Source organism: Reyranella soli, assembly GCF_007992495.1.
Lineage (GTDB): Bacteria > Pseudomonadota > Alphaproteobacteria > Reyranellales > Reyranellaceae > Reyranella > Reyranella soli.
Genome location: NZ_BKAJ01000092.1, coordinates 17868 through 30255, shown reverse-complemented (window position 1 = coordinate 30255; position 12388 = coordinate 17868). Strand labels below are relative to the sequence as shown.

14 protein-coding genes are annotated in these 12388 nt (G+C 67.0%); 6 read left to right on the top strand and 8 right to left on the bottom strand.

What is annotated here, in order from left to right:
• Positions 1-16: 16 nt before the first annotated feature.
• The 6 genes from RSO01_RS26045 to RSO01_RS26020 all read left to right on the top strand — a co-directional run bounded on the left by RSO01_RS26045 (position 17) and on the right by RSO01_RS26020 (position 6490).
• Positions 17-634 carry a hypothetical protein gene (locus tag RSO01_RS26045; RefSeq protein WP_170303362.1) on the top strand — a complete coding sequence of 206 codons (618 nt, stop codon included), beginning with the start codon at positions 17-19 and terminating at the stop codon, positions 632-634.
• 13 nt (positions 635-647) lie between these two features.
• Complete coding sequence (ggt, locus tag RSO01_RS26040) at positions 648-2246, top strand: gamma-glutamyltransferase (RefSeq protein WP_147152931.1); 1599 nt, start codon at positions 648-650, stop codon at positions 2244-2246.
• Between the two features lie 67 nt (positions 2247-2313).
• On the top strand, positions 2314-3354 hold the full coding sequence (locus RSO01_RS26035; protein ID WP_147152929.1) for a hypothetical protein: 1041 nt from the start codon (positions 2314-2316) through the stop codon (positions 3352-3354).
• 96 nt (positions 3355-3450) lie between these two features.
• Entirely contained in the window at positions 3451-3837 is a 387-nt protein-coding gene (locus RSO01_RS26030; RefSeq protein ID WP_147152927.1) for a hypothetical protein, read from the top strand.
• A gap of 83 nt (positions 3838-3920) precedes the next feature.
• Complete coding sequence (locus RSO01_RS26025; protein WP_147152925.1) at positions 3921-5519, top strand: arylsulfatase; 1599 nt, start codon at positions 3921-3923, stop codon at positions 5517-5519.
• Between the two features lie 11 nt (positions 5520-5530).
• The gene (locus RSO01_RS26020; protein ID WP_507763594.1) at positions 5531-6490 is read left to right on the top strand and encodes a formylglycine-generating enzyme family protein; all 960 of its coding nucleotides are present in this window, start codon (positions 5531-5533) and stop codon (positions 6488-6490) included.
• On the opposite strand, the gene RSO01_RS26015 is transcribed toward RSO01_RS26020, so the two are convergent.
• Genes RSO01_RS26015 through RSO01_RS25980 form a run of 8 tightly spaced genes read right to left on the bottom strand, consistent with a single transcriptional unit; the run spans position 6487 to position 12333 of the window.
• Positions 6487-6714, bottom strand: a complete 228-nt coding sequence (locus tag RSO01_RS26015; protein ID WP_147152923.1) for a hypothetical protein — start codon at positions 6712-6714, stop codon at positions 6487-6489. The genes RSO01_RS26020 and RSO01_RS26015 overlap by 4 nt on opposite strands.
• Complete coding sequence (locus RSO01_RS26010; RefSeq protein ID WP_147152921.1) at positions 6711-7022, bottom strand: nucleotidyltransferase domain-containing protein; 312 nt, start codon at positions 7020-7022, stop codon at positions 6711-6713. Before RSO01_RS26010 ends, RSO01_RS26015 begins: the two co-directional genes overlap by 4 nt.
• A gap of 25 nt (positions 7023-7047) precedes the next feature.
• The gene (gene leuD, locus RSO01_RS26005; RefSeq protein ID WP_147152919.1) at positions 7048-7662 is read right to left on the bottom strand and encodes a 3-isopropylmalate dehydratase small subunit; all 615 of its coding nucleotides are present in this window, start codon (positions 7660-7662) and stop codon (positions 7048-7050) included.
• A 10-nt stretch (positions 7663-7672) separates the two neighbouring features.
• Entirely contained in the window at positions 7673-9082 is a 1410-nt protein-coding gene (gene leuC / locus RSO01_RS26000; RefSeq protein ID WP_147152917.1) for a 3-isopropylmalate dehydratase large subunit, read from the bottom strand.
• A 10-nt stretch (positions 9083-9092) separates the two neighbouring features.
• Positions 9093-9962 (bottom strand): isocitrate lyase/PEP mutase family protein, encoded by an 870-nt coding sequence (locus tag RSO01_RS25995; protein WP_147152915.1) that lies wholly within the window; start codon positions 9960-9962, stop codon positions 9093-9095.
• A gap of 24 nt (positions 9963-9986) precedes the next feature.
• A complete protein-coding gene (locus RSO01_RS25990; protein WP_147152913.1) occupies positions 9987-10805 on the bottom strand; it encodes a GntR family transcriptional regulator in 819 nt (272 codons plus the stop codon).
• Positions 10802-11578: an ABC transporter permease gene (locus RSO01_RS25985; protein WP_147152911.1), complete on the bottom strand. Its 777-nt coding sequence runs from the start codon at positions 11576-11578 to the stop codon at positions 10802-10804. Before RSO01_RS25985 ends, RSO01_RS25990 begins: the two co-directional genes overlap by 4 nt.
• Entirely contained in the window at positions 11575-12333 is a 759-nt protein-coding gene (locus RSO01_RS25980) for an ABC transporter permease (RefSeq protein WP_218037460.1), read from the bottom strand. The genes RSO01_RS25985 and RSO01_RS25980 overlap by 4 nt, the downstream gene beginning before the upstream one ends.
• Positions 12334-12388 lie beyond the last annotated feature (55 nt).

The window sequence follows — 12388 nt, the reverse complement described above, 5'->3', positions numbered from 1 at the left end:
TTCATGAGCGCGCAGGATGCGCGCGGTCCGGAAGACCATGATTGCTTCTCGTCGCGTAGTCATCCTCGGTAGCCCCTCTCTCGCCCTCGCCGCCTGCTTCGACAAGCCGTGCGAGGAGCGCAATCCGGCGCAGCTCGGCTTCCTCGACGGGCTGAAGGCGCTGGCCAAGCCGGCGCTCGCCTCCGGCAATCCGCTGCAGATAGAAGAAGCCGTCGAGCAAAGCATCGCCCTGGCCGACAAGGTCGGCGCCTTTTCCGACTGGTGCGGCACCTTGACCAAGATCGAAGGCACCGCCCAGAAGGTCGCGGTCACGGTCGAAATCGGCCGCCAAGTTTCGCTCTACGCGTTCAACGACTGGACTTTGGCCTTCGCCGGCTCGGTTCTCGACCTTTTCTCCACACGAACGCGCGAACCGCCGCCGCCAGGCCTTTCCGATCCGGCCATCGCGGCGCTAAAAACCTTGCGGCTCGGCGAGCGCATCTCGCTTTCGGGCAGGATGGGCCAGATCGCCGGAGCGGGCGTGTTCGACTGGTCCCGCCTGTTCGGCAAGAGCGAGGCCGAGCACCGCCAGTTCCTGCAGACGCCACGCTTCGTGGCGCGCATCGAGGCGCTGGCGGCGGAGAAGAAGAAGTAGAAAGGATTTTTGGGTGCCGTCCTTCACGTACGATTTTCCCTACCCGACCAGGAAGCTTCCGGTCTTCGCGTCCAACGTCGTCGCCTCCTCCCAGCACCTCGCCTCCACCGCCGGCCTGCGCATGCTGGCCAAGGGCGGCAATGCCGTCGACGCGGCGATCGCCAGCGCCATTGCCATCACCATCGTCGAGCCGACCATGAACGGCATCGGCGCCGATGCCTTCTGCATCCTGTGGGACGGCACCAAGCTCGTCGGGCTGAACGCCTCGGGCCATTCGCCGGCGCTGATGACGCCCGACCAGTATGCGGGCCAGGCCAGCATGCCGAGCACGGGCTGGGGCAGCGTCACGGTGCCCGGTGCCGTCTCGCTCTGGATGGCCCTGCACGCGCGCTACGGCAAGCTGCCTTTCGCCGACCTGTTCGAGCCCGCGATCAAGTACGCCCACGACGGCTTCCGCGTGTCCTACATGGTGTCGCGGCAATGGGCACGCGCCGTCGACCGGCTGCGTGGCCAGCAGGACTGGGTGCGCGACTTCATGCCGAACGGCCGCACGCCGCAGGCGGGCGAGGTCTGGAAGTTCCCCGACCAGGCGAAGACGCTCGCCAAGATCGCCGAGTCCGGAGGCGAGGCCTTCTATCGCGGCGAGCTTGCCGAGGCGATGGACAGCCATGCCCGGGCGACCGGCGGGGCGCTGCGGCGCAACGATCTCGCCGAGCACCAGGCCGACTGGGTCGATCCCATCGGCCTCACCTATCGCGGCACGACGCTGCACGAGATCCCGCCGTCGGGTCAGGGCATCGCCGCCTGCATGGCGCTCGGCATCCTGGAGAACTTCGACATCGCGGGTCACGACTGCGACGGCGCTGAAGTAACGCACCTGCGCATCGAGGCGATGAAGCTCGCCTTCGCCGACATCTGGCGCTACGTCGCCGATCCCAGGTTCATGGACGTGACGCCGGCGCAGATGCTGGACAAGCATTATCTCAAGAGCCGCGCCAAGCTGATCGACCCGAAGAAGGCGAAGGAATTCGGTCCGGGCGTGCCGAAGGACAGCGGCACGATCTATCTCGGCGCGGCCGACGAGAGCGGCATGATGGTGTCGCTGATCCAGTCGAACTACACGGGCTTCGGCTCGGGCATCGTTGTGCCGGGCACGGGCATCGCCCTTCAGAACCGCGCGACGGGCTTCGTCACGACCAAGGGCCATCCCAACGAGGTCGGCCCCAAGAAGCGGCCGTTTCACACCATCATCCCCGCCTTCATCACCAAGGACGGCAAGCCGGTAGCGACCTTCGGCCTGATGGGCGGCGCCATGCAGCCGCAGGGCCACATGCAGGTCTTCTCGCGCATCGTCGACTACGGCCAGAACCCGCAGGCCGCGATCTGCGGCCCGCGCTGGCGCGTGCACGAGACCGACAAGACCGTGTGGGTCGAGGATCACATGCCAACCGAGACGCTGAGCGGCCTCGAGGCCCGCGGCCACAAGCTCACGCATACAAAGTGGCCGAGCTTCGATTTCGGCTCCAGCCAGATCATCTGGCGCTTCCCCGAAGGCGGCGCTTACCTCGCCGCCTCCGAAGGCCGCCGCGACGGCGCCGCCGTCGGGTTCTGATGTCTTCCGGGAGTGCGGGCCTCTGGCCCGCTCATGATTATGATGCGGGCCAGAGGCCCGCGCTCCCATGACCGCCACCATCTCCATCGCCAACGGCGGCTTCACCATCAACGGCACGCCGACCTACGCCGGCCGCAGCTGGAAGGGCCATCGCATCGAAGGCCTGCTGTTCAACAGCCGCATGGCCAACGCCATCGCCGACGACGAGAACCCGTCTACACGCGGCGCCTGGTCTTATGCCGACGGCGACTGGGACGCCGAGCGCAGCACGCGCGAGTTCATCGCCGCCCTGCCCTCCTATCGCGACCACGGTCTCTTGGCCGTCTGCATCAATATCCAAGGCGGCAGCCCGCAGGGCTACTCCTGGCACCAGCCATGGAAGATCGGCGGCTTCACCGCAGACGGCACGATCAAGCCCGCCTGGTTGGCGCGCCTCGACAAGGTCATCAAGGCCTGCGACGCCCTCAGCATGGTCGTGATCCTGGGCCTGTTCTACGGCAAGCAGAGCCCCACGCTGAAGGACGAGACGGCGGTGAAGGCCGCCGTCACCAACACCGTCGACTGGCTGCTGCAGCAGAACGCGACCAACGTCCTGCTCGAGATCGGCAACGAGGTCGACCTGCCGAACGTCTTCGTCCATCCCATCATCACCGCCGCGCGCTGCCACGAACTGATCGACCTCGCCAAGAAGCGCAGCCAGGGCAAGCTTCTGGTCAGCACCAGCCTGATCTCGATCAACGCGCCCTCCGAGGCGATCCTCGCCACCTCCGATTTCCATCTGCCGCACGGCAATGGCGTCAGCGGCCCCGACGGCCCGCCGCAGTCGAGCCCGCACGGCATCCGCCTGCAGGTCGCGCGCTGGCGCGCCGGCGCCGGCTATCGCGGCCAGCCGATGGTCTACAACGAGGACGACCACTTCGATTTCGACAAGCCCGACAACCATCTGGTGGCCGCCATCGACAGCGGCGCGAGCTGGGGTTACTTCGACTTCCGCCGCATCCGCGAGCGCTTCGAGGACGGCTTCCAGTCCCTGCCTGTCGACTGGACGATCTCGTCGGTGAGGAAGCAGGCGTTCTTCGGGCTGCTGAGAGAGATCACCGGCGCCTAGGGCGTGTACCGAACGTCACGTCAATTTGAGCATTGCGCCATGTGCGTTCGGCCCGGCGGGTGTAAGCTGAACTTGTCTCCCAGCGGGGCCAAATTCATGGGCCGAACCAAAGAGTTTGCGGCACTTGTGACGGCGATGCTGATCGCCGGCTGCAGCCAAACCACGGGCACCGCCACACCTGCCGCCGGTCCGACCGATCCCAACTCGGTGACTGTGTTCACGTTGGCCCTGCAGCCCGACAGCGTCACCGGCTGCATCATGGGAGACCCCAGCATGACCCGCCCCATGACGCTGACCGTCAGCAACAACAGCGCCGTCCTGCTGACAGCCGGCGGCATTCACTACGACCTCAACCGCATCCGGCCCAACGTCTATGCCGGCGGCTACTGGGTAAAGATCGTGGCCGACCTCTCGGTCAGACCCAAGCGCTTGACCGTCAGCAACGACGACGCCAGCTGCAATTGGGCAGCGACGGCGCCCTGACTAGCCATCAAGGCGCTCTACATCTGCGCCAACGACTGGAAGCGCGTTTTCGCGTTCGATGAAGCGAAGCAACGGAGGGTCCGATGAAAGCGAAGATACTGGCGGGGGCAGCTTCGGCCGTCATGGCAAGCCTCGTCGTTGGTGCATCGGCGCTTGCCCAGGCGCCGCCGGCAAAGCCCAACATCCTGGTCATCATGGGCGACGATATCGGGCTGTGGAATATCAGCGCCTACAATCGCGGCATGATGGGCTACCGCACCCCCAACATCGACCGCATCGCCCGCGAAGGCGCGATCTTCACCGACTATTACGGCCAGCAATCGTGCACGGCGGGTCGGGCCGCCTTCATCACCGGCCAGTCACCGATCCGCACCGGGCTCTTGAAAGTCGGTCTGCCCGGCGCGCCGGAAGGGCTGTCGGAGAAGGACCCGACCATCGCCGATCTCCTGAAGGCGCAGGGCTATGCGACGGGCCAGTTCGGCAAGAACCATCTCGGCGACCGCAACGAGTTCCTGCCGACCGTGCACGGCTTCGACGAATTCTTCGGCAACCTCTATCACCTCAACGCCGAGGAGGAGCCGGAGAACGTCGACTATCCGAAGGACCCGACGTTCAAGGCCAAGTACGGCCCGCGCGGCGTGCTGAAGTGCGTCGCCCAACCCAGCGACACGCCGGGCGACGATCCGCGCTTCGGCAAGTGGGGCAAGCAGAAGTGCGAGGATACGGGTCCGCTGACCACCAAGCGCATGGAGACCGTCGACGAGGAATTTTTAGCCGCCACGCTCGACTTCATCGACCGGGCCAACCGCGACAAGAAGCCGTTCTTCGTATGGACCAACTCCAGCCGCATGCACATCTGGACCCATCTCAAGAAGGCGTCCGAGGGCAAGACCGGGCTCGGCGTCTATGCTGACGGTATGGTCGAGCATGACGGCCAGGTCGGCCAACTCCTGAAGAAGCTTGATGACCTCGGGATCGCGAACAACACCATCGTGGTCTACACGACCGACAACGGCGCGGAGGTCATGAGCTGGCCGGACGGCGGCACCACCCCGTTCCGCGGCGAGAAGAACACCAACTGGGAAGGCGGCTATCGCGTGCCGGCCATGGTGCGCTGGCCGGACCTGGTGAAGCCGGGCACCGAGATCAACGAGGTATTCTCGGCCGAGGACTGGATGCAGACCCTGCTGGCCGCCGTCGGCGAGACCGACCTGCAGGCCAAGCTGATGCGCGGCGCCACGTTCGGCGACAAGACCTTCAAGGTCCATCTAGACGGCTACGACCAGCGTGAGCTGCTGAACAACGGCAACGGCAGTGCGCGCAAGGAGTTCTTCTACTGGACGGACGACGGCGGGCTGGCCGGCTTGCGCTACGACAAGTGGAAGCTGGCCTTCATGGAGCAGCGCAGCCACGGCTTCGATGTGTGGCAGGATCCGATGGTAACGCTGCGGGTGCCGAAGCTGTTCGATCTCCGGGCCGACCCCTTCGAGCGCGCCGACAAGGAAGGCATGGGCTACGGCCGTTGGCGCATCGACCGCGTCTTCCTGCTGGTCCCGGCACAGGCCTTCGTCACCCGCTACATCCAGACCCTGGCCGAGTTTCCGCCGCGCCAGAAGCCGGGCTCGTTCAACCTACAGGGCGTGCTCGACAAGCTGACGCGACCGCCCGAGGGCGTAAACTAGGAGGCATAGCCGTGGAGGGCTCTTCTGCCGTCGCGCCCGGCGCGACGGTCGCCGACATGATCCGCATCCCCGGCGGCACCTTCCGCATGGGCTCGGACCGGCATTATCCCGACGAGGCGCCGAGCCACACCGTCACGGTCGACGGGTTCTGGATCGATCCCACGCCCGTCACCAACGCGCAGTTCCGCGCCTTCGTGGCGGCAACGAACTACGTCACCTGGGCGGAGATCCCGCCCGATCCCAAGGACTATCCCGGCGCCCTGCCGAAGATGCTCAAGGCAGGCGGGCTGGTGTTCACGCCGCCCGACAAGCCCGTCGACCTCGCCGACTTCAGCCAGTGGTGGCGCTTCACCTTCGGCGCCATGTGGCGGCGGCCCTATGGCAAGGGCAGCCACATCGGCGGGCTGGACGATCATCCCGTGGTGCAGGTGGCGTTCAAGGACGCCGAGGCTTACGCCAAATGGGCCGGCAAGGAGCTCCCGACCGAAGCGGAATGGGAGTTCGCTGCGCGCGGCGGACTGGACGGCGCGGAGTTCGCCTGGGGCGACGCGTTCACGCCGGGCGGCCGGCACATGGCCAACACCTGGCAGGGCAACTTTCCGAACGAGAACCTGCGCGCCGACGGCTGGGCGCGGACCTCGCCGGTGCGCGCCTTCCCGCCCAACGGCTACGGCGTCCACGACATGATCGGCAATGTCTGGGAATGGACGACCGACTGGTACTCGACGAAGCACGAGGCCGACGCTTCGAAGGCCTGCTGCGTCCCGACCAACCCGCGCGGCGCCGGACCCGAAGGCAGCTACGATCCGCGCCAGACGGGAGCCCGAATCCCGCGCAAGGTGCTCAAGGGCGGCTCGCACCTTTGTGCGCCAAATTACTGCCGGCGCTACCGCCCCGCGGCGCGCCATGCTGAGGATATCGACACCTCGACCAGCCATGTCGGCTTCAGGTGCATCGTGCGAGGGGCCTAGGACTCCAGCCGGCTCATGTCCTGTCGCTGACGGACTTTGAAGGCCGCGATCTCCTTTCGCAGATCCAGCGTCAAGTTGACCTCGTCGACGCGCTTCAGCTGAAGGAGATCACCGGCGTTTGCGTGATGTGCAACGCCTTCCGCATCTTTCGTCGGATTGTACGTCCTGGCGACGCGAACAAGCCGGCGCGCCTTGCCTAGGCGCTGGCTATTCTCGGCCGTCAAACGGCGATACCGTCCCCGCATACAGAGCGCAGGAAGAAGCTGTCTTCGGTCTCGCGCCGCGCCGGCAAGACGACGGGATGAATGTTCCAACCGCGATCGAAAAAGAGATCGGAGCCGATATGGGAAAGCGCGGTGGCCTCAAAAGCTGCCACTCTTCCCCTGATGAAGACTGCGACATCCCAGTCCGAACCACGCCGCGCGTCGCCGCGCGCACGGGAGCCGTAGAGCACCACTTTCTTCACCCTGCCGGGTAGCGTGTTCTCGGCCCGGCGCTTGAACTCACGGACAGGTTCCAGGTTGGACTTCATCCCGGTACTTTACCACGCCCTGTTACTACCGTCGCCCGTCGAGCCAACCCATCTCCTGGTGCTGCCGCGCTTCGAACGCCGCGATATCCGCCTCGTAGCCCAGCGTCAGGTTCACCTCGTCGACGCCCTTCAGCAGGCAGTCCTTGCGGAAGGAGTCTATCTCGAAGCGGTCGGTCTTGCCGTCGGGTCCCGTTACCGTCTGCTTGGCGAGGTCGATGGCGATCGCGGTACCCGGGCGGTCACGCAGCTGCGCACGCAGCTCTGCTACCCGTGCCGCATCCAGCCGGATCGGCAGCGCACCGTTCTGGAAGCAGTTGTTGAAGAAGATGTCGCCGAAGCTGGGTGCGATGAACGCCTTCAGCCCGTTGTCGACCATCACCGTCACGGCGGTCTCGCGCGAGGAGCCGCAGGCGAAGTTGCGCTCGGCGACGACGATGCGAGCGCCCTCGTAACCTGGCCGGTTCATGATGAATTCGGACCGCGGCTTGCCATCGGCGTCGTAGCGCAGGTCGTTGAACAGATGCTTCGCCTGATCGGGCCTCGGGCGGCCGAGGAAGCGCGCCGGGATGATCTGGTCGGTGTCGACGTTGGGCTGGTCGATCGGGATCGCCGGCGCCTCGAGGGTGGTGAAAGGTTCCATGGCGCGTCTCCTAGCCGAGCAGGCGGCGGACATCGGTGAAGCGGCCGGACACCGCGGCCGCCGCGGCCATCGCCGGGCTGACGAGATGGGTGCGGACGCCAGGGCCCTGGCGGCCGACGAAGTTGCGGTTGGAGGTCGAGGCGATGCGCTGGCCCGGCTTGCCGGTGTCGCCGTTCATGCCCACGCACATCGAGCAGCCGGGCTGCTCGCGCCATTCGAAGCCAGCGTCGCGGAACACCTTGTCGAGGCCCTCGGCCTCGGCCTGCTTCTTCACCAGGCCCGAGCCCGCCACGACCCAGGCCGGGATCACGGCCTTGCGGCCCTCGGCGACCTTCGCGGCCGCCCGCAGGTCCTCGATGCGGCTGTTGGTGCAGGAGCCGATGAAAACGCGGTCGACCGCCACCTGCTCGAGCGGCGTGCCCGGCACCAGGCCCATGTAATCGAGCGCGCGTTCCATGCTGTCCTTCTTGGCGCCGTCCGGGGCCGTCGACGGTTCGGGGATGCGCGCCGTGATGGGCAACGCATCCTCGGGGCTGGTGCCCCAGGTCACCATGGGCACGATGGCGGCCGCGTCGAGGCTGACGTCGCGGTCGAAGGCGGCGCCCTCCTCGCTCGGCACGCCGCGCCAGAAGGCGACGGCCTTGTCCCATTCCGCGCCCTTCGGCGCGAAGGGCCGGCCGTCGAGATAGGCGATGGTGGTGTCGTCGGGCGCCACCATGCCGGCCTTGCCGCCGGCCTCGATCGACATGTTGCAGACGGTGAGCCTGCCCTCGATCGACAGGCCGCGGATGGCGCTGCCGGCATATTCGATGACATGGCCGACCGCGCCGGCGGCGCCGATCTTCGCAATGATGGCCAGGATCACGTCCTTGGCGGTGACGCCGTCGCCGAGCGCGCCGTCGACGCTGACACGCATGGCTTTCGGCTTGCGCTGCCACAGGCATTGCGTCGCCATGACCTGCGCCACCTCCGAGGTACCGATGCCGAAGGCGAGCGCGCCCAGCGCGCCGTGCGTCGAGGTGTGGGAATCGCCGCACACCAGGGTCAGGCCGGGCTGGGTGATGCCCTGCTCGGGCCCGACGACATGGGCGATGCCCTGCCGCTCATCGCCGAGATCGAACAGGGTGACGCCGCTCGCCGCCGTGTTCTCGGTGATGCGCTCGACCAGGCGGCGGTGCTGCGCATCGGGGATGTCGGCCCTGTTGCCGCTGTTGCTCAGCACGTAGTGATCGGGTGTGGCGAAGCCGCGGTCAGGGCGCCGGAGCTTGAGCTTGCGGCGGCGCAGCTGGGCGTAGCCGCCTTCCGAGCCGTCATGCATCAGGTGGCGGTCGACATAGAGCAGCGTGTAGCCATCGTCGCGATCGACGACGATGTGCCGTCGCCAGATCTTCTCGAACATCGTTTGCGGCGGCGATGTCATGGCGGACTCCCTACTCGGCGGCGGCTTTGATCGGGTCGCGGAAGGCGGTGCGGCGCTCGTCCCACTCGGCGGCGCCGAAGCGGGCGAAGGTCTTCGCCGGCGAGCCGGTGACCGGCGGGAACCTGCCCTCCTTCAAATCGCCCAGCAGGCGATCGCAGATCTGCAGGATGCCGCCCAGCAGCAGGCCCGGCACGATGGCGATGGCGTAGCCCAGGCGCTCGGCCGTCTCGAGCTCGATCTCCGGTGTCTTGCCGCCGCGCACGACGTTCAGCAGGCAGGGACCCTTGACGCGCTTCGGCACGGCCTCGATCTCGGCCATGGTCTGCGGGGCTTCGACGAAGGCCACGTCGGCGCCGTTGGCGAGCGCTGCATTGGCACGCTCGACCGCCTCGTCGAGGCTGACCACGGCGCGCGAATCGGTGCGGGCGATGATCGTGAAATCCTTCGACTTGCGGGCGGCGGCCGCCGCCCGGATCTTCGCGATGAAGTCCTCACGGCTCACCAGCTCCTTGTTCTCGAGATGGCCGCACTTCTTGGGGAACACCTGGTCCTCGATATGGATGGCGGCGACCCCGGCGCGCTCGAACTCCTGGACCGTGCGGAAGACGTTGAGCTCGTTGCCGAAACCGGTGTCGCTGTCGCTGATCAGCGGGATGTCGATCGAGTTCACGATTCTCGCGGCGTTGCCTACCATCTCGGTCATGGTGATCAGGCCATAGTCGGGATAGCCCAGCGTCGCCGAGGTGCCGGCGCCAGTCATGTAGACGGCGGAAAAGCCCGCCCTGGCGATGGCGCGGCCGGTAATGCAGTCGATGGCGCCCGGGGCGACGATCATCTTGCGGCTGGCGAGCAGGCTGCGGAGCTTGGCGGCGTTGGACATGGACAGACTCCTATAAGGAAACACTCATTTTCTTCCGGACCGCGCGCGTCCCGCGCGCTCATGAGGCGCGCGGGATGCGCGCGGTCCGGAAGACGAAGAAGACTGGAATTGCTCCGGCTGCATGTCGTAGCGCAGCTTCAGATGCTCGGGCACGGCCAGCATCTCGACGTACTCGACGGCGCGGCCGTCGCGGTCGAGCATCAGGCTGCGCAGGTCGATCAGCGCCGCGCCGACCTTGACGCCGAGCCGCGAGGCGACCAGCGGCTCGGCCAACGACGCCGAGACGAGCTGCTGCGCCCCGGCGATCTTCACCCCGGCGCGCGCCAGAAGCTTGTAGAGCGGGATGCGGTTCAGCTCGTCGGCGGTGAAGGTGCGGCCCAGCGCCTCGGGCACGTAGCTCACCAGGTGCATCACCGGCACGCCGTTCTGCGAGCGCACGCGCACGGCGCGCTGAACCGGCCGGTCGCCCTGCCACAGCTTCTCGCGGGCGAAGCCGCGCGCCTCGACGTAGCCGAACTCCAGCACCTTGGCGACGGTCTCCGTGCCGTAGGCGACGATGTTCTCGATCACCGACGACATCGGCATGCGCATGGCCTGGCCGATCTGCGGCTTCACCACGGTGCGGCGTCCGGCGCCGCGCTCGATCAGGCCGGCATCCTGCAGGCTCGCCATGGCGCGCCGCACGGTGATGCGCGAAACGCTGAACATGCGCGTGAGCTGCTCCTCGGTCGGCAGCGCCTCGCCCACGGCATAGCGGCCGGTCGAGATGCCGTCGGCCAGCACGAGGTAGATCTGGTGATGCAGCGGCGAGCCCATCTCGCGCGCGACGGCGATGCGGTTCATGTCTTCTCCGCTTCCGGAGTGGCGCCGCGATGCAGGCGGCGGTCGATGGCGAGCAGTGCGGCGTTGGCCAGGACGGCGAAGGCCGAGATCAGCACGGCGATGGCGAGGATGGTCTTGACGTCGTGCAGGTCGATCGCAGTCATCAGCAGGAAGCCGAGCCCGCGCTGCGAGGCGAAGAGCTCGCCCAGCATCGTGCCGAGCAGGGTCAGCGAGAATCCGATGCGCAGCCCGGAGAAGATCTCGGGCAAGGTCGCCGGCACCAGGATGTGCCAGGCCGTCTGCGCCGGTGTCAGCCGCATGGCGCGGCCGGCGCGCAGATACGTGCGGTTGACGTTGCGCACGGCGTTCATGGTGAACAACACGACCGGGATGATGCCGTGCAGGGCCCCAAACGCGACCTTGGCCGGCATGCCGAGCCCGAACAGCAGCAGGATCACCGGATAGAGCGTGATCTTCGGGACGGAGTAGAGGCCCACCAGGATCGGCTCGGCGACCTCGCCGGTGAGGCGATGGCCGCCCAGCACCACGCCCACCAGCACGCCGCCGATGCAGGAGATCGCCAGCGCCTGCAGGAAGGCGAGCCCGGTCTCGCGCAGATGCGGCAGGAAGCGCGCCTGGCCGACCATTTCCCACAGATGCGCCAGCGTTGGCGCCGGCGCAGTGACAGCGGAATCGCCCGCGATCTGGTGCAGCACCTGCCACAGGGTGACCAGGCCGATCGCCACCAGGATCGGGTCGCGCAGCGAGCGCAGCGAGCGCAGCGACAGCGTCATGATGCCATCCCTCGCCGCCGCGCCAACCGGCGCTCCCACGTCCAGACCAGCATGTTGAAGGTCGTGACGATGCCCAGCACGAACAGGATCAGTGCATACATGCGTGGATTGTCGAAATTGTCGTAGGCATAGGCGATCTCGTGGCCGATGCCGCTGGTCGACAGGATGAACTCGCCGGCGATCACGCCGATGAAGGAATAGGCCACGGCGAGCTTCAGACCGGACAGGATGTGCGGCGCGGCGGCCGGCAGGCGGATGCGCCAGATCTCCTGCATCAGCGACAGGCGATGGATGCGCGCGGTCTTGAGCAGCACGCGCGGCACGCGGTCGAGCCCCGCCATGGTCGCCACGATCATCGCGACCATGGCGAACAGCGTCGCCAGCACGATCAGCGGCGCCGGCCCCAGGCCGAAGATCACGATCAGCAGCGGATAGAAGGCGAAATGCGGGATGGCGTAGTAGGCCGCGAGGAAGGGATTGAAGGCGCGGCGCAGGAACGGGATCCAGTGCAACACGAAGCCGATGGCGAAGCCGCCGACGATGGCCAGCGTCATGGCAATGGCGACGGCCGACAGGGTCTGCTGCACGTGGCCGCCGAAGTCGTCGGACTGCAGCGTCTCGGCCAGCGCCTTCACCATCGCCGAGGGCGCGATCACAAGCGCGGGCTGGATGGCGCCCGTGCGGCAGGCGACCTCGAGCGCGGCGACCGCGCCCACGAGCACCACGGTTCGGATGATGGTCGCCTTGCTGATCATCCCGCGATTCCTCCCGTCATGCTTCTCTCCCCCGCTAGGGGGAGAGGTTGAGTGA